Source organism: Klebsiella sp. 28 (assembly GCF_018223905.1).
GTDB lineage: Bacteria > Pseudomonadota > Gammaproteobacteria > Enterobacterales > Enterobacteriaceae > Klebsiella > Klebsiella pneumoniae.
Genome location: NZ_JAGRQY010000158.1, coordinates 1 through 16,318, shown reverse-complemented (window position 1 = coordinate 16,318; position 16,318 = coordinate 1). Strand labels below are relative to the sequence as shown.

18 protein-coding genes and 2 pseudogenes are annotated in these 16,318 nt (G+C 54.2%); 6 read left to right on the top strand and 14 right to left on the bottom strand.

Features of this window, described 5'->3' with window-relative positions; translation table 11 throughout:
* Positions 1-430: 430 nt before the first annotated feature.
* The 14 genes and pseudogenes from KHQ28_RS23250 to ltrA all read right to left on the bottom strand — a co-directional run bounded on the left by KHQ28_RS23250 (position 431) and on the right by ltrA (position 9,401).
* A complete protein-coding gene (locus KHQ28_RS23250) occupies positions 431-751 on the bottom strand; it encodes a hypothetical protein (RefSeq protein WP_031280552.1) in 321 nt (106 codons plus the stop codon).
* Positions 752-785: 34 nt separating this feature from the next.
* Positions 786-1,040, bottom strand: coding sequence for a DNA polymerase III subunit theta (locus KHQ28_RS23245; protein WP_022631159.1), 255 nt, complete (start codon positions 1,038-1,040; stop codon positions 786-788).
* Positions 1,041-1,227: 187 nt separating this feature from the next.
* Positions 1,228-1,419: a hypothetical protein gene (locus KHQ28_RS23240; protein WP_022631158.1), complete on the bottom strand. Its 192-nt coding sequence runs from the start codon at positions 1,417-1,419 to the stop codon at positions 1,228-1,230.
* Between the two features lie 42 nt (positions 1,420-1,461).
* Positions 1,462-1,968, bottom strand: a complete 507-nt coding sequence (locus KHQ28_RS23235; protein WP_013214014.1) for an antirestriction protein ArdA — start codon at positions 1,966-1,968, stop codon at positions 1,462-1,464.
* A gap of 42 nt (positions 1,969-2,010) precedes the next feature.
* The gene (locus KHQ28_RS23230) at positions 2,011-2,439 is read right to left on the bottom strand and encodes an antirestriction protein (RefSeq protein ID WP_004152356.1); all 429 of its coding nucleotides are present in this window, start codon (positions 2,437-2,439) and stop codon (positions 2,011-2,013) included.
* A 679-nt stretch (positions 2,440-3,118) separates the two neighbouring features.
* On the bottom strand, positions 3,119-3,886 hold the full coding sequence (locus KHQ28_RS23225) for a hypothetical protein (RefSeq protein ID WP_001568044.1): 768 nt from the start codon (positions 3,884-3,886) through the stop codon (positions 3,119-3,121).
* 53 nt (positions 3,887-3,939) lie between these two features.
* A pseudogene (locus KHQ28_RS23220) lies at positions 3,940-4,358 on the bottom strand (DUF1380 family protein).
* A 9-nt stretch (positions 4,359-4,367) separates the two neighbouring features.
* Complete coding sequence (locus tag KHQ28_RS23215; RefSeq protein ID WP_001568042.1) at positions 4,368-4,589, bottom strand: hypothetical protein; 222 nt, start codon at positions 4,587-4,589, stop codon at positions 4,368-4,370.
* Complete coding sequence (locus KHQ28_RS23210; protein WP_004152355.1) at positions 4,589-5,290, bottom strand: DNA methylase; 702 nt, start codon at positions 5,288-5,290, stop codon at positions 4,589-4,591. Before KHQ28_RS23210 ends, KHQ28_RS23215 begins: the two co-directional genes overlap by 1 nt.
* Positions 5,291-5,361: 71 nt before the next feature.
* A pseudogene (locus KHQ28_RS23205) lies at positions 5,362-5,564 on the bottom strand (hypothetical protein); the annotation flags it as partial.
* Between the two features lie 162 nt (positions 5,565-5,726).
* Positions 5,727-5,957 carry a hypothetical protein gene (locus KHQ28_RS23200; RefSeq protein ID WP_001568040.1) on the bottom strand — a complete coding sequence of 77 codons (231 nt, stop codon included), beginning with the start codon at positions 5,955-5,957 and terminating at the stop codon, positions 5,727-5,729.
* 62 nt (positions 5,958-6,019) lie between these two features.
* The gene (locus tag KHQ28_RS23195) at positions 6,020-6,691 is read right to left on the bottom strand and encodes a plasmid partitioning/stability family protein (RefSeq protein ID WP_015345000.1); all 672 of its coding nucleotides are present in this window, start codon (positions 6,689-6,691) and stop codon (positions 6,020-6,022) included.
* Between the two features lie 2 nt (positions 6,692-6,693).
* Positions 6,694-7,665, bottom strand: coding sequence for a plasmid segregation protein ParM domain-containing protein (gene parM / locus KHQ28_RS23190; protein WP_022631155.1), 972 nt, complete (start codon positions 7,663-7,665; stop codon positions 6,694-6,696).
* 248 nt (positions 7,666-7,913) lie between these two features.
* Positions 7,914-9,401, bottom strand: a complete 1,488-nt coding sequence (gene ltrA, locus KHQ28_RS23185; protein WP_167878631.1) for a group II intron reverse transcriptase/maturase — start codon at positions 9,399-9,401, stop codon at positions 7,914-7,916.
* Positions 9,402-9,805: 404 nt separating this feature from the next.
* On the opposite strand from ltrA, the gene umuD reads away from it, so the two are divergent.
* The 6 genes from umuD (at position 9,806) to KHQ28_RS23155 (ending at position 16,012) form a co-directional block, all read left to right on the top strand.
* Entirely contained in the window at positions 9,806-10,237 is a 432-nt protein-coding gene (gene umuD, locus KHQ28_RS23180; protein WP_004152352.1) for a translesion error-prone DNA polymerase V autoproteolytic subunit, read from the top strand.
* Positions 10,237-11,508: a Y-family DNA polymerase gene (locus KHQ28_RS23175; RefSeq protein ID WP_211777692.1), complete on the top strand. Its 1,272-nt coding sequence runs from the start codon at positions 10,237-10,239 to the stop codon at positions 11,506-11,508. Before umuD ends, KHQ28_RS23175 begins: the two co-directional genes overlap by 1 nt.
* Positions 11,509-11,908: 400 nt before the next feature.
* On the top strand, positions 11,909-12,805 hold the full coding sequence (locus KHQ28_RS23170) for a RepB family plasmid replication initiator protein (protein WP_004152350.1): 897 nt from the start codon (positions 11,909-11,911) through the stop codon (positions 12,803-12,805).
* A 321-nt stretch (positions 12,806-13,126) separates the two neighbouring features.
* On the top strand, positions 13,127-14,332 hold the full coding sequence (locus KHQ28_RS23165) for an AAA family ATPase (RefSeq protein ID WP_004152349.1): 1,206 nt from the start codon (positions 13,127-13,129) through the stop codon (positions 14,330-14,332).
* On the top strand, positions 14,329-15,303 hold the full coding sequence (locus tag KHQ28_RS23160; protein WP_004152348.1) for a ParB family protein: 975 nt from the start codon (positions 14,329-14,331) through the stop codon (positions 15,301-15,303). The genes KHQ28_RS23165 and KHQ28_RS23160 overlap by 4 nt, the downstream gene beginning before the upstream one ends.
* A 376-nt stretch (positions 15,304-15,679) precedes the next feature.
* Positions 15,680-16,012, top strand: coding sequence for a hypothetical protein (locus KHQ28_RS23155; RefSeq protein WP_004152347.1), 333 nt, complete (start codon positions 15,680-15,682; stop codon positions 16,010-16,012).
* Positions 16,013-16,318 lie beyond the last annotated feature (306 nt).

Below are 16,318 nucleotides of genomic sequence, written 5' to 3'. Positions count from 1 at the left end.
CCCCTGGACAGCAAGACGGGTTGTGCTTGTCTCAGCCCCGGCGAATGGACTCAAACGGGTGATACGGGTACCAGGGGAAAGGAGCAGGCACCCGCCGCAACGACGGAACGCGCGGGCGCGAAACGGCGTTGCCCCGCAGAGTGCCGGCAGTCCTTCGCCGGCACGGTGAAAGCGGCGCGACCGGGACGGTCGCAGCAAGCGCTGCCGTTGACCCTGACCTCAGACATCAGACACTAGCCGCCAGGCCCGAAACCGCGTAGCGGGTTCGGCGGAGCTTACCGCGTCTTTTCGCGGTTAGCGGAGTGTGGCTCGACGACTGAACCGCGCCAGCGGGTCAGGAGCCGAAGGTGGCCCCGGAGCAGATTGTGTGAAAGGAAAGTGAGGCAAAGCCAGAGGAAGAGCAGCAGCAAGATGAAGGGTACCGGTCAGGTCAGGACTGAGATTCGCCCTGCTCTTTTCTGTACTGAACAACGCAGTACCAGGCCGAAGCCAGGAAAGCAAAAACGGTGATCAACCCGCGTAATTCGTCACCCGGCTCTTTCCCCTTCAGCATCAGCGTTATGATGATGCCGGCAACGATAATCCACGCCATGCCACTCCAGAGGCGCAGCTTATCCGCCACGACATTAATCAGAACAAAAGCAACGGCCAGGATAGCCCCCCACAGAGCCGGAACAGGCTGAAACGGAATAAAAAACAGGTTAATACCGGTTAAAAGCGTCACGGCTGCAAACATCAGAGACATACGCACAGATTACCCTCCCTGGACACACTGAGTAAGAAAATCAATTCTGCTGATCCTCGCCCGGTTTATTATATTCGGGCGCATTTGCGCGCGGCAGCTGCAGACTGTTCAGCCGATGTACGCGGAGCCGTTCATGGAAATATTCGCGCAGGTGTTCAGGCTGTTCCCGTTCAACAAGTTCCGGCACGACGGGCTTGTTCATGCGCTCCTGCCAGGCAACAGCAGCAGCCACCTTATCGACGGCAACTTTATCCTGCTCCTCCTTTGAAAAAGAGGCGATATTCCACTTTGACATATGCTTCACCGGTCTGCTTTACAGGAAGATATCCCTGATAATACGCGAATTCCGGGGCAACAGCGACTGACAACGGAGAGGAGAGTGCGCGGCGCCGGAGGCGCGGCGACGTCTCTCTCCGGCAGGCGCAGCCTGCCCGGGTTTTCGCGCGGCCGGAAGCGGCAGAGGTTCCCCCCTGCCCTGTGATTTATCGTGCCTTTCCCCCCTGAAGAATGAAATGGCCGCCAATATAGACGGCACACTGACAGGTCATGTATTCACAGATTTCATCCATCACCTGCGCAGTGGTCAGTTCCCGCTGACCGGCATCGCGGCGGCAGGCATTAATCAGGGCTTTGTACTGTCGCAGGATATCGCGGCTTTGTGGTGCAAGTTTCATGTGCTTTCTCCTTAACCGGCGGGCTTCCCCGCCGGATAGTCATCAGTTGCTGAATACATAGCCTTCATGGAAGACATAGCCGCTGCTGAACAGATCCCGCGCGTAAGCCTCATAATCGAAATAGACGCGCAGGGATTCAGGCACCTCGTTTAACAGGCCGTGATCCTCCACAAAGCCATAAGCAAAATCCTCCTCGCTTTCAGCCTCGCCACAATACGCCTCATCAAAGGCGTCATAGTCGCACTCGCCGGTATAGTCCGCCCAGGCCACAAACGCGGCGGCGCGTCCTTCGTCCTGCGCCTGCCGGAATGCCTCGATAAACGCCCACTTAACAGAGGATTCAGAGGCAAACTGAGACGGGATCCCTTCCCAGTCCTGAAACATAAACTCGGGGTCATCCTCGGCGGCATGCAACGCCCGGCAGGCGTCATAAAATTCGTCTTCGTCGTCGAAGTCGGTTAAATCAAACCATTTGCCAAAAATACTGCCGCCGTTGTACTGGTGATATGTGCCCACGTAGACGGCCGGAACGGTTACTGATGAAGTCATTTTTGTCTCCCTGCGGGGCGGTGTAACCGCCCCGGTCGTTAATCAGTCCAGCGCGGCGTAAATAGCACTGCATTCGGGGTGAAAGGTGATGTGATTCCAGAGCTGGGCATCACGCAGCATATAAAGGCGAGTCAGCGCCGGGTTACTGCTGTCATGATGGGCCGCCAGACGGCGATTAATCGCCAGGCTGGTCAGAATAATGCCCGCCGCGTCGGCGCTGACAGTGCGATCAAACCAGTTTTCGCTACTGACCAGATGTACCCGGCCACAATCCGGCATCATGTAGCCGCCCCCCTCCGGCAGGCGAATAAAATGCCAGAAGCCGCCCTCATAGCCGGGCATCCATTTTTTGGCCAGAGCGTACACCTGTAATTCCGCGAGCATGAAATCCGTGCCGAACAGGTACGGCATAAAAGACAGGCGGTCGGACTCCTCAACATTCAGGACCGGGCATGTATTCACATACTGCATGGATAAACCTCCGTAATCACATAGACTGCGGCACCGGGTTGTGCCGTGCCGACACGACAGCCCGGCGAAAAGCGGAAGATGCAGGGGCGACACCGGAGGCCGCAGCGCAGATATAGCGCGAAGCTGGTCTGGACGGTTTTCGAGCGAAACCTGAGCGAGAAAACGACGGGAAGAACGGCGAGCATCATAAAAAAACTGCGACCGGGCGAGGATGGCGGCGTCAGCGCACCCTTGCATCTGCAGCGGCCGGGCTAAAGTGAAGGCACGGCACAACCCGTCGCGATGCAGGAGGTTGAATACAGGGTTTCTCCCCCCGTTTTTCGACCACAGGGAGAAAAGCGGAAGCAGATGTCGCGACGCGACAGACGCAGGAATAAGGCCACAGACCGGAGGGATGGGGCCGGGTGAAGCGGAGCCGGCGGCAACGGCAAGCCGGCGACTTCCTTATCCGGAGATGGGTGCGCCAGCGAACTCCAGCCTCTGCGGCTGCCGGGCTACAGTGAAGGCACGGCACAGCCAGCACACGGCACGGCGATAACAGAGGGTTGTGTTCACCCAAAAGGCCCGGAAACCGGGCCGGGTGGACGCGGAGCCGGCACGGCGACATCCTTATCGCACCACACCTCCTGTGCCGGCAGGCTGACAAGGGAGGGTCCCCCTCCCCTGACGCTCCGGGCTGTCACTCCTGAGTTCTGCTGGCGCGGGCCTCTCTCACCATTTCCCTTAAAACCCGGCGATCAAACCAGCGCCGGACCGGAGTGTCCGTAAAACGCAGCTGATCAGCGATAACCCCTGCGCTCCTGATAGTTTCCTCCCGCTCGTTAACCAGGGTGAGCAGGACCGGGCAGAATCGCGCATCGCGAATAAGAATGGCATCGAGGACCTGATCCAGCCTGTCGGTTTCGTCTTCGTCCAGGCAGTTATCATGATCATACTCCACGGCCAGCAAGCGCCAGTCACCGATCCGCCTGTCCATCAGACGGGGAGTGACGGACGGCGTCAGCGCGGCGGCGATGCGCTTCGTATCCCGGTGGACGATTTCCGATATCTGCGTGAGGGAGGCTTTCAGGAAGGCCAGCAGATCGTCACATTCCGCCGCTGTCAGCCACTCCTGAGCGTAAGGCAGGCGGATAACCTGACAGTCAGCCAGCCGCTCCGGATGCGGATATGCCTGCACCGGAAAGAGATGCAGACGAGCCGGGGTTCCCGCCAGCCGCCGGGCGCTGGCGAGCAACAACGCTGCCCGGCCATACGTCAGCGGCTGACAAAGCTGTTCCGTAAGCGTGAGGATTTCCACGCCACTGAGAGAGCCGCAGGCGGCAAGCCAGCCGGGTACGGTTTCGGGGGCGACGGGCGCCATATCAACAGTGTCGGGCCAGCCAGCCTGGCGCAGCATCCGGTCGCCGTGACGCAGAATAAGCGTGTTAAGGGTTTCTTTTTTCATCATTATCGTCTCTGTCCGGGTTATATCACCCCGCCGCGTGGCGGGGCGATCTGCTGTCAGCTTTTCAGTAATGCCCGCACTTTTGCTGTATCCGCCAGGCGGCGCATTACGCTTTCCGGCACCGGGAGATTGCGATCCCGTGCGGTCCATTCCCTGTCCCACAATGCCTGTTCGGCGGTAATCAGCAGGGTTTCAAGCAGGTCAACCGGCACAGTCACCCTCTGCCCGTTCTCTTTCACCTGTCTATCAGTGCCATCACCAGGCCGGCTGACACGCCCGACTCAAGCCGTTGTTCTTCCGGTATAGTGTCCATGCGTTCCAGTACTGCCCTTACGTCATGTTCTGAAAAGGAATATTCCATCCCGTCAGCCAGTGCTTCAATATCCGCCGGGGTCCAGATAATCAGGTTCAGCGGGGTTTCTGCGGGATATTGCTCATTCAGCATCCTGCAAAGATCTTCACGGGTTCCGTACATGTTCTCTCCTCAGTCCAGAAAGCTTTCATCGAGCATCAGTGCAATATTGAACGCCTCATCCATCAGGACGCTGAGACGTCGCAGACTGATACCGGCAAGCCGTTCCGCCAGTCCGTCGTACCGGTAGTGGTACGTGTCTTCCAGCACTTTCAGGGTGGTTTTCAGGTCGCAAAGATTGTTCGCCAGCCCGGCCATATCGCGGCGCAGGGCTTCGTGTCCGTCGTAATTCATTACGCGGCCTCCGGGAGCCATTCATCGTTCGCCGCCGGGGTATTTACGGCCCGGTGCATGGCGGCCAGTCGTTCGGTTCCGGCCCGGTGGTACTGCGCCAGCATTTCGATGCCGATATAGCGGCGTCCGGCACGGTATGCAGCGACGCAGGTCGAACCGCTTCCGGCAAACGGGTCGAGAACAATCGCGCCCGGGGCGCTGAATGACTCAATCAGCGGCTGTAGCGCCTCCACCGGTTTCTGCGTCGGATGCAGGGTATTACCGGTATACGGGAAGGGCAGCACATCCGGCAGCGGTTTAAGGGGCGGCACGGGGCGGCCTTTGGCAAGGACATAAGCCCCTTCATGGCAGTAGTCCACAAATCCGCGTCGGGCCCTGGCGTTACGACGGTTGGAGGCATAGTTTTTGGTGAACACAAGCTGGCCCACGGCATAGAATCCTGCCGCCTTCCACGCGGCCATAAAGCGGTCCACACGGTTCCAGCTGTAGAAGCTCACCATCAGTGCGTCTTTTTTAAGGACGCGGTACATCTCCAGCGTGGCCGGTTGCAGCCATTCGTCCGTCACATCCCCGGCAATCTGTCTGCCCTGACGGTCCTTAAAACCGACGAGGTAAGGCGGATCGGTCACAATAAGGTCCACGGCACGGTCGGGGAATCCGCGCATCACATCAATACAGTTCCCGAGAATGAATCTGGACATGGCAGCACTCCTGTAGTCTGAGGGGGCAGGAGGCATCACCGCGATACCGTTCCCTGCCGCACGCTGCCTGTTCATCGCGTCCGGTCACGGGTCAGGCCGACCGTGGAATACCGCAGCCGTCCGTCTTTTGGACGGCAAGGATATGCCGCGAAAGCGGCTTGAAGGGCGTTCCTTAAAAGGGCGAGGGACTGGCGCACACTCTCAACGACGCCGGGCCGGAGCGGAAAAACCGCCCGTCCCGTACCAGACCGGACGCGAGACACTGGCAGCGGGCGGCAGGCTGGCGTTAACTCCAGGCGAACGGGGAATTACCGGCATACCTGTCCACAAATCCGGGGCTTAAAATTGTGGATAACCTGAAGGCAAACGACGGAGAAGCGCGGGAGAACAGACGCCACCACGTCTGTTCTTTTTTTGAACAACCGGAAAGTTTGTATCAGCGGTTCAGGGATTTATCCCCGGCCAGGGACAGGCCAATATAGACGCCAGCCCCCCAGATGACCTGCGACAGAATGAAAACCCACTGCGGAACGTCGAAAACCAGAAGCGGAAGCAGACATACCGTCACAATGCCAATCAGCCGGCTGCCAAATTTTCTTCGCACCGGTTCACTGCTGTCGACGGGAATGCGGGCGAGACGGAGAACATTTCTGAATCCTGGTGACATGAGAACCTCCCTGGGATGCCAGTCATTTGAAATCGGTATAGTAGTGGATGTGATTCGTACTGTTAGTCACCGAATGCACGCCGCATATTTTTCTTTATTTCCCGGGTATCCGCCCCGGACACCGGCGCGGCAGATGCTGCCGGCGTATCCGGTACTGCAGCTGCAGCCCTGTTCACGTCAGCGGTGCCGGCCATCTGCTGAACCAGAGCCTGCAGCTCACTGACCGAGGTGGGCGGTACCGGCATACTGGCCAGCAGGCGCGGCAGTTCAGGCGCCGTCGTGTGGAGGGCAAGACCGGTGATAATCAGGTTTCTCAGCAGATCCCCACGCAGACGGGATGACGCTTCCGTCAGCACACTTTCCACCCGTTCCCCACTCCGGCCATTCTGAAGCGTCAGGGTGTAACGCCGGCGCTGGTATTCTGTCTCCGGTGACACGGGCAGAGCTGCCTCACCATTTTCGGGCTCATCCGGAAGGCCGGTGAGTGAGGACCAGGTTCCGGAGACCAGGGCCATCACGGCGCAAAGGCGGACAGCGCTCAGTTGCCCGGCAAAGAACACCGGGATCAGCGCCGGTAAACGGGCATCCACCTGGTATACCACCGCCCCGGCGGTGGCGGCGGTACGGATGAACTCACCGCGCAGGGGCTGTGAGATGGTGCTGATGGTTGCCATTGCCGCGATGTCGGTGCGATCGTCGCTGTGCAGATAGAAAGAATACTGGCCGTCCGGCACGTTTAGTCCTCTTTATTGTAAAGGGCAATCTCCCTGGCCAGCGCCATCTGCGGATCGCCTATAACCTCGATACGGTCAGGAGCCAGAGGCCAGGCCTGACGGATAGCTTCTTCTATGAGGGAAGCCCCTCCCCCGACCAGGAATACCCGGTTAACGTTCCTGAAGGCCGTCAGCTCACTGGTGACACGCGCCCCCAGGGAAGTGATCGCCTCTGTTATTTTGTTCCGAACCTCGTCGATTTTACCGGCATCGTTGATCACACGCTGCAGATACTGACGATCATTGCGGTTGCGGATGACAGTGTCAGCGATGAGGGCGCTGGTTTCGCTGTCTGCCGCCCGCAGCGCGCCTGCAGCTGCGCGGGTGACCTGTGACACGCCGACAGACGGATTACCGTGCACCGCACTGATATCATCAAACTGGCCGACAATCACACCGGCATCGAGCGTGGTGCCACCGAGATCGATAATCAGGGTGGTCTCAGCGGGGCCGGGCTTCAGCTCCGCGAGACGGGAGAACGCCGCCGGTAGTGATTCCGGCATCACCTTCACGTCCGTTACGGTAAATGCCCTGCCCTTATTCAGAACCAGCTCACGCATCAGGTTTTCCCGTTTGCGTCGTATGTTCTCCTCGTTCCGCTGGCAGTCCCCGTCGTAATACTCACTCAGGGGCAGCGTCACGGTCAGGCTCACCGGCTGCGGCTCCAGTCCGCTGTTCAGCAGCGCATGATGCACGGCCAGCAGGTTGAGATCACCGTACTGATATTCCACGTTTGTTGTCGGGATGGCATCCCGGCTGACGCTGTCCCAGGTGTATTTCAGCGTACCCACCTGATAGTTGAACGTTGCAGCACTGAATTCCGCCACTTTCCAGCCATGCCGGAAGGAGTTAGCAGAAACCCGGGTCTGCAGCTCGTTTCCTTCAAACCATGCCAGCTTAACATTAGTTGAACCATCATCGCAGTAAATATTCATCATTATGCTCCGTCAATTACACTCAATTTGATACATATTATAAGAGCAAAATGAAAAAATAAAAGCCTTATTTCTCATTATGAGTAAAACTGATGAATCAAAATGATATTAATGAACATTTTGAGTAATTTATGTTACTCATACTGTTCATGTCGCAGGCGATCTGGATTATCCTCACGCTGTTAAATATGTCGCGGTAGGGATACCCGTTACCGGATACCCCCCGCACAGATCCCGGCGTGCGCGATTTACGCACCGGGCTCCTGCCTCGGGTGTCTGGCGGTGAACCGCTCCACAGGCCATGGATGAAGAACCCGAACCCCTGGTAGCCATGCGGCTGCCAGTTTGTTTGCTTTCGTCCAGGTCGTATCATCCTTCTGGCTCCTGCGCCTGAGCGCCCGGCGCCAGAGGTTTGTTACGTGTGTCCTGAACTTCTGCATGGTGGGGAAGTTGCCCGGTACCGAGTGATAGTTCAGGTATCCCTGAACCACTCTCCTGAGCCATTTTCCCTGTTCGGGGATTGAGTAATGCCAGCGCCTTCGCAGACCGTCTTTGATGGCTTTCAGAGTTGCCGTCATCCGATCCCGGCGGGTCTTTCGTATCAGCATGAACCTGCCGTTGCGATCTTTCCCGCTGATGTGCGTGAACCCGAGGAAGTTGAACGTTTCTGGTTTGCCTTTTCCCCTGATGGCACGGTTTTCGGCAGCGAAGCGGCCGAACTCCATCAGACGGGTTTTCTCCGGGTGAACCGTGAGTCCGAACTCCCTCAGTCTGCGCTGCATGGCTATACGGAAGCGCCGGGCATCGTATCGTTTGTCGAACCCGATGACGATGTCATCGGCGTATCTGACCATTACCACATTGCCTGTGGCATAGCGACGTCGCCACTGATGCGCCCACAGATCGAAGACGTAGTGGAGGTATATGTTTGCCAGCAGCGGTGAGATGACCGCACCCTGTGGGGTGCCTTCCTCCGATGCCCGCCATTCTCCTTCCTCTGAGGTCCCGGCTGTGAGCCACTTACGTATGAGCCTGATTACCCTCCGGTCGCCGATCCGATGCTCTGTGAACCTGATCAGCCATTCGTGGCTCACCCTGTCGAAGAACTGACTGATGTCGGCATCCAGTACCCAGTTTACGTTAGTGCGTACCAGCCCTGTGGCCAGTGCGTCCAGTGCATCGTGCTGGCTTCGCCCGGGTCTGAACCCGTATGAGAACCCCATAAAGTCGTTTTCATAGACTGCGTTCAGGATTTTCACCAGCGCATACTGGACGATCTTGTCCTCCAGCGAGGCGATGCCGAGCGGGCGTTGTTTTCCATCCGCTTTTGGGATGTAGTGACGCCTGCCGGGCTGCGCCCTGTAGCTGCCCTGATGTAGCCTCCGGTGCAGATCTGTTATGTTGTTCTTCATGTTTCCGGCGTAGTCCATCCACCTGATGCCATCCACTCCGGCGGCCGCTTTCCTGCTCAGGGAGAGGAATGCGGCTTCCAGTGCTTCGACTGTCAGCAGGTGGAACAATGCTGTAAACCGTTCTTTCTTCCGCTGCTTCGCAGCTTCCCGCACGCGTGACAGCCTCTGTGACATGCTTTCCCGGCTCTGTGTCCGGCGCATGTGTGGCTGTTCCGCGTTCCCCTTGGCCCCGCTCCTTCGCTCCACTGACTCCGCTCCTTTCGGGTTGTTCGCCTGCTTCGCCGCTACTATGAGCGAGTCCGACTTCTCCTCTCCGTACATCACCGGCTATGACTCCTCGTCTTCCCGGTGCGGGCCATCTCCGACACTGGCAGATGGTCAGAGGGGAGATCTCCCGGTTCCCGCGTAGAGATCGTATTGACATGCCAGGGTCTCAGACCCCGCCGGGTCCATGTGGCACTCGCAGTATCGCACCCTATGATGTTGCCTTCCGTTAACAGTACAACGTCGGCACCCGGTAATTTAATATACATTTCGTGGCTCAATGGCTGGCCTGTCAACACCCCTGTCAACGCTTCGCCCCATACCTCGCGGTATGCAACGCATGACTCGGGGACCTTGTGGATTGCTGGTCCTTCAATGGTCGGGGACTTTCACCCCTTGATCTCTACCGGTCTCCCGGCGCACACTGTATGCATAACCAGTATATTTAGACATCAGGAGGAAAGATGAAACTGCAGCTTTTCAGCACCGGGAAAGAACTCCCGCCACAGGCCCATCCGTTGTTTGCAGACCTGGCCAGCTGCGGTTTTCCCAGCCCTGCAGCTGACTACGTCGAGTCTGACCTGGATCTCCATGATTACTGCATACGGCATCCGAGCGCGACTTACTACCTTCGCGCCAGCGGTGACAGTATGTCCGACGGCAGCCTTTACAATGGCGATCTGCTGGTTGTGGACTGTGCCGAGAAGCCCCGGCATGGCGATATTGTTGTGGCCAGCGTGCAGGGGGAGTTTACGGTCAAACGGTTGCTGCTGACGCCACGACTGACGCTGCAGCCCATGAACGCCGCCTGGTCGCCGATTTATCCCGACCCGGACGATCTGGATATCTTTGGCGTCGTCACGCACATCATCCACCGCCCGAGGGAGATGTACTGATGTTTGCCCTGGCCGATGTGAACAGCTTTTATGCCAGCTGCGAACGTGTTTTCCGCCCGGATTTGAAAGGAAAGCCGGTTGTGGTGCTCAGCAATAACGATGGCTGCGTAATCGCGAGAAGTGCCGAGGCAAAGCCCTGGATCAAAATGGGTACGCCGTGGTTTCAGATGAAAAACGAAAGATACCCGGAAAAAATATACGCGTTCTCCAGCAACTATGAACTTTATGCATCCATGTCGGCGCGCGTGATGAGCTGCCTGGAGGAACTGGCTCCGGGGGTGGAACAGTATTCGATTGACGAGATGTTCCTCGATCTGACCGGTGTGGAGCACTGCATGGACCTGGAGGACTTCGGCCGGCAGCTGCGACAGCACGTGTATGACTGTACCCGTCTGACCATCGGTGTGGGCGCCGGACCAACGAAAACCCTCGCAAAATCAGCCCAGTGGGCCTCAAAGGAGTGGAAACAGTTTCGTGGTGTGCTCGCACTCACCCGGGGGAATCCACAGCGAACGCGGAAACTGCTTTCACTGCAGCCGGTCGAAGAGATCTGGGGCGTGGGAAACCGTATTGCACGCAAGCTCAATGTTCTGGGCATCAAAACCGCGCTCGATCTGGCCCTGACGAACCCGGCCTTTATCCGCAAAAATTTCTCCGTAGTCCTTGAGCGAACGGTACGCGAACTGAACGGGGAAAGCTGCATGTCGCTTGAGGAAGCCCCGCCAACAAAGCAGCAGATCGTCTGCAGCCGCAGTTTTGGAGAGAAAATCACGGAGTACGATTCGCTCCGCCAGGCTGTCTGTCAGTACGCAGAGCGGGCCTCAGAAAAGCTGCGTAAAGAGCGCCAGTATTGCCGGCATATTTCCGTATTCATCAAAACGTCTCCGTTCGCCGTTAAAGAGCCTTACTATGGCAACGTGGCCACGGAGAAACTGCTTACCCCCACTCAGGACACCCGGGACATCATTGCGGCCGCCACAACGGCTCTGGAGCGTATCTGGAAGGACGGGCACCGGTATGCCAAAGCCGGTGTGATGCTGAATGACTTCACCGGCTCCGGTGTTTCGCAGCTGCAGCTGTTCGACGAACGTCCTCCACGTCCTCACAGCGCTGAGCTGATGAAGGTTCTCGATGGCATTAATCATTCCGGGCTGGGACAGCTCTGGTTTGCCGGACGAGGGATAGCGCCATCATGGCAAATGAAACGCGACATGCTCTCCCCTGCGTACACCCCCCGCTGGAAAGATATCCCCATAGCGAGGATCAGTTAAATTTCGCTTTTCAGAGAGAGCCAGTAGTGCTCGCCGCAGCCGAACGACAGGGCGAAGCCCGCGAGTGAGCGAGGAAGCACCAGGGAACTGCACGGATAAATTCTGCTTACGCTCGAAGTTAAATGGACAACTTATCCAGTTATCCACCGGGCAGATCCAAATATCTGATCCAGCAAAGATCCATATAATGATCCAAACAGATCCCGGTACGTTGAAAACCGCGCCATGCATAGGCTAACAGCCATTTCATGTGTTTATAAGTCGGATATTTGTGTTTGTAAATCGGTATTCTGTGTTTACAAAGCGGATATATGTGTTTATAAAACGGATTGCGCGTGTTTATAAATGGGATTACGCATGCTGTGTCTGTGGATGATCCTTTAACTGTGGATAAGTCCTTATGTATAAGAAAAGTGTAGATCTATCACTTGAATCGGTTCTCGTAGAAATCGATGAAAATAAGAAGCTCATGCCTTCCAGAAACGCTACTGTCCAGCCTGTAGCTTTGATGCGCTTAGGTCTGTTTCTACCTTCCTTAAAACGAAAAGGAAAGGACACAGAAAATATCAGTATTGATGCGAGTAGCGAACTTCAAAGCTTAGAGTTGGCAAGAGCCGAAGGTTATACAGACATCCGTATTACCGGCCCACGACTTTCGATGGAGACTGACTTCAAGGTGTGGGTTGGCATCATTCTCGCGTTTTCGAAATATGGCTTAAACAGCAGCACCATTGAACTTCCATTCAGCGAGTTTGCTACATTCTGCGGGTTTAGCTCAAAGGACAAAGATAAAGGACTCAGAACGCGCTTGGCCGACTCTCTTATTCGTCTTCGCAGCACAACTATCAAGCTTGCCTCAGAAAAGGATCGGAATGGTGTTGTATCTGGTCTGTTAAGTCGTGGTAAGTGGGACGAAAAAGACGACATCATGGAACTTACCGCCGATGAGTCTCTTTGGGAGCTTTATCAATTCGACCGTCAGGTGCTTCTGCAGATGTTTATAATCCGGCAACTTGCGAACAAAGGGACAGCACAGGCCCTATACACTTTCATTGAGAGCCTTCCTGAGCGACCAATACCACTATCGTTCGCGCGTATTAAACGTCGCCTAATGCTTACCTCACCCAATAACCAGCAGAATCGAGTGATTAACAAGGCTATAGACGAGCTTAAAGCGGTCGGTTATTTAGATGGCGATGTCGTTAAAAAGGATGGTGAATGGCACTTAATCATAACCCGTCGCACGCCTAGGCCAGACATTAAGGCTATGTCTGAAGCCTTAAAAGATGGAGAGTAAAAGCGCCTGACTGTGTTTGTAAAGCGGATATGTGCCGCAGTGACTGCGAGTGTTTGCTGTTTTCCCGGTAACACAGCATCAGCATCCGTTTTATAAACACATCTATTCCCTCTCATATTGTTTCCGCTTTGTAAACACACCTGTTTGCTCACTTCCGAGCCGATTTATAAACACATGTATCAGCGTTCAGCCTTTGAGTCACTCGCTGAACGTGCAACAAAAACACCAATATCAATAATTTCTTGCACGTCACGGTATTTGTTGTACACTCCGAGCTGTACAATCAATGTCCTCTACATTGAAAACATCATGGAGAACAGAATGAAACGAGATTACGGTGGAGTAGGCTCGATAGCGCGACGAGCTGGCATATTGCTTGAGTCAATGAGCCGGGACATTGAAGATCAACGCAAAGAGTTTAACCTTACAGAATACTTCCAGACATTTACCCGGAACGCAGTAGCCAAATTACCCAAGCTAAGCCGTCGCATCGTGGAGCAGGCCATTAAAGAAATGGAAGATGCAGGCTACGATTTCAACAAGAAACGCGTCGGAAATGTTGAGCAATATGCTCTTACAGTACAGAATGTTATTGATATTTACGCCCACCGCAAGATCCCGAAGTATCGTGAAATCCATCAATCGCCTTACGTTATTTTCGTCGTTAACTTGAAAGGTGGCGTATCCAAAACCGTATCAACTGTAACGCTGGCGCACGCGTTGCGAGTGCATCAGGATTTATTGCGTCACGATCTGCGTATTCTGGTTATTGACCTTGATCCGCAGGCATCCAGCACCATGTTCCTCGATCACACGCACAGTATTGGTTCCATTCTTGAAACCGCCGCACAAGCGATGCTAAACGATGTCGATGCTGAAACCCTGCGTAACGAAGTGATACGGCCAACCATCATTCCAGGTGTAGATGTTATTCCTGCTTCTATTGATGATGGTTTTGTAGCCAGCGCATGGAAGGAGCTGGTTAGCGAGCACCTGCCGGGCGTAAACCAGTACGAAGTGCTTCGCAAAATAATTATCGATCGTGTGGCTGATGACTACGATTTCATCCTGATTGATACAGGTCCGCACCTCGATCCATTTTTACTAAACGGTTTGGCGGCAAGTGACCTTATTCTCACCCCTACTCCGCCGGCGCAAGTCGATTTCCATTCCACGTTGAAATACCTTACCCGCTTGCCTGAAATGCTGGAAACGCTGGAAGAAGAAGGCATTGAACCGCGTCTGGCTGCCAGTATTGGTTTTATGTCGAAAATGACTGGCAAGCCCGATCATCTGGTTTCACATAGCCTTGCTCGTGAAGTCTACACAAGCAGCATACTGGACTCTTCCCTGCCCCGCCTGGATGGCTTTGAACGTTGCGGAGAAACGTTTGATACGATTATTAGTGCCAACCCAGCATCTTATCCCGGTAGCAACGACGCGTTAAAAAAAGCGCGTACAGAAGCAGAGCATTTTACGAAGGCTGTGTTTGACCGTATTGAATTCCTGAGGAGCCAATCAGCGTGAAGAAAAAAATAGTAGCTCGCGGGCGAAACATTTTAGGTAGTGATAGCTCAGATTTTATCCGTAGCCTCGAAACCAAAGAAGCAGAGAAGGTATTCACCCTTAAGTCCGGTAATCAGGCCAAGTTCACCCTCTCAACCATTTTGAATGGTGATATTGAAGAGAAGACATTTGTGGATCCAGCTGTTAACGGTCGCGACCAAAGGTATGTAACCCCTGAGTCAGTGAGCGACATAACGCGAACTATCAACCTGCAGCAATTTTTCCCAGCAATCGGCCGAGTTATTAACGGTTGTATTGAAGTGTTAGATGGTTCCCGGCGCCGGGCGGCATGTATCTTCAGTGGCGCGAAATTCGAAATTCTGGTTACAGAAGATGAGATAAGTCTTGAAGATGCTCGTCAGCTTGCCAAAGACATTCAGACCGCGCGTGAGCATACGCTTCGTGAGATAGGTCAAAGATATCAATTTATGTACGCAAATGGCATGTCTAAGGATGAAATTGCGCGCGTAGAGGACGTCTCACCGGCAAGCGTTTCCCGAGCGTTTCAAGCTGCTTCTGTGCCAGCTGAAATGGTCGAGTTATTCCCGGTTATCAATGAACTCTCCCTTGCTGATTACCAGCTGCTGTTAAAAATTTCAGAGGACTTAGATAGCAAAGGTGTGCCTCTGTCTGATTTGCTCGGAAAAGTGCAGGCAGACATCAGTGCAGCAAAAGTTGAAAGCGTAAGTAAGTCGCTAATTATGGACTCTTTTAAACGCCATTCGAAGCAGCTGAAGCCAGCGCCAGTGAAAACTGTACAAACTGAAAAGCTACGTGAGTTTGAAGACAAAAAGCAGTTTGCCCGGAAGAAAACCGATCCGTCTAAACGCTTAGTGACCTATGAATTTGCCCGTCTTCCTGCTTCAGTTCAGGCTGAGTTAGATAAGGCCATCAGGCTGGTTATGGGCAACATGCAGTCCTTCGAAAAATAAAAAAATGTGGGAATTTAATGTGTGACTCCACTAAAAAGTTCCCACTACATTTTCAGCCCTAACTATCTAAAAAACTAGGTTTTTTGTGATTTCTTTCAGTATGAAATTCCCTGTCGCATCGCTTGTAGTTTTATAAAGCACAATGGCGTAATTTTTGGAGAAACAAAATCAATGGAACACTCGACAATTTCTGAAGCTCTAATTGGTGGTGTTGTTTGCGGCACTATCGCGGCCGGATTTATCTGGCAATTATTCAGACCTTGGAAACTTGAATGGCTCTGGTTAACCTGTTTTATCCTTACCTCAATCATTGTATTTTTCTTTGGTCCCTCTATGCCAAACCCATTCATGATGTAGAAGTACAAGGAGATGTGCCATGACCGTGAGGCTTTATTACAATGCAGTAGATAGACGAGCCCAAGCGAGCAATGAATGGCATGCTGAGTGGATAAGTAAACGTGGCTTGAAAGCTCGTCTTTGGACTGACAAGGCGATCAGTGAATTTCTCGGTGCGCCGCTCAGTGCAGGCCCGGTAAAAGCCTGGAAACAGAAGGAAGTGAAAAAAGTCGAAGCGACACCCGCTTTCAAAACATGGCTGGAACAACGTCGCGCATGGCTGGTTGCGCGGGGTAAAATATCCTCTGATACAGAGTTGCCTTGCCACCTGGATGCTCCGATAATTCCAGGTAAACAACATAAGGAATCATAATATGGACAAAAAGCCTCGCTATTCTGTCATGCTGGATGGGGATAGAACCGTCTATAGTGGAAATAGTCGGTTTGTCGCCTGGACGTTCTGGCTGATGAACCGCCATCGTAGGGCTATCGCATATGATTGCGGAGTTTGGGTTGTTGAACCAGCCTACTGGATCCGTGTCGTTTAATCTGCTTTTGCAATGTGCAGCTGCTTCATGTCATGCCTAAGGAGTTATTTTGAAATGGATTAATTTTTTACAACGTCTTTTACAACGTTTTTTCCCAAAAAAAAATGGGCTATTTGCATTCTAGGGTTGGA

Bases quoted from the DNA above. Each gene is read 5' to 3' on its own strand.
- umuD (WP_004152352.1), top strand. From the start codon at position 9,806: ATGAAACTGCAGCTTTTCAGCACCGGGAAAGAACTCCCGCCACAGGCC.
- KHQ28_RS23245 (WP_022631159.1), bottom strand. From the start codon at position 1,040: ATGTCAAAGTGGAATATCGCCTCTTTTTCAAAGGAGGAGCAGGATAAA.
- KHQ28_RS23155 (WP_004152347.1), top strand. From the start codon at position 15,680: ATGACCGTGAGGCTTTATTACAATGCAGTAGATAGACGAGCCCAAGCG.
- KHQ28_RS23175 (WP_211777692.1), top strand. From the start codon at position 10,237: ATGTTTGCCCTGGCCGATGTGAACAGCTTTTATGCCAGCTGCGAACGT.
- KHQ28_RS23210 (WP_004152355.1), bottom strand. From the start codon at position 5,290: ATGTCCAGATTCATTCTCGGGAACTGTATTGATGTGATGCGCGGATTC.
- KHQ28_RS23165 (WP_004152349.1), top strand. From the start codon at position 13,127: ATGAAACGAGATTACGGTGGAGTAGGCTCGATAGCGCGACGAGCTGGC.
- KHQ28_RS23225 (WP_001568044.1), bottom strand. From the start codon at position 3,886: ATGATGAAAAAAGAAACCCTTAACACGCTTATTCTGCGTCACGGCGAC.
- parM (WP_022631155.1), bottom strand. From the start codon at position 7,665: ATGAATATTTACTGCGATGATGGTTCAACTAATGTTAAGCTGGCATGG.
- KHQ28_RS23235 (WP_013214014.1), bottom strand. From the start codon at position 1,968: ATGACTTCATCAGTAACCGTTCCGGCCGTCTACGTGGGCACATATCAC.
- KHQ28_RS23200 (WP_001568040.1), bottom strand. From the start codon at position 5,957: ATGTCACCAGGATTCAGAAATGTTCTCCGTCTCGCCCGCATTCCCGTC.
- KHQ28_RS23240 (WP_022631158.1), bottom strand. From the start codon at position 1,419: ATGAAACTTGCACCACAAAGCCGCGATATCCTGCGACAGTACAAAGCC.
- KHQ28_RS23230 (WP_004152356.1), bottom strand. From the start codon at position 2,439: ATGCAGTATGTGAATACATGCCCGGTCCTGAATGTTGAGGAGTCCGAC.
- KHQ28_RS23215 (WP_001568042.1), bottom strand. From the start codon at position 4,589: ATGAATTACGACGGACACGAAGCCCTGCGCCGCGATATGGCCGGGCTG.
- KHQ28_RS23170 (WP_004152350.1), top strand. From the start codon at position 11,909: ATGTATAAGAAAAGTGTAGATCTATCACTTGAATCGGTTCTCGTAGAA.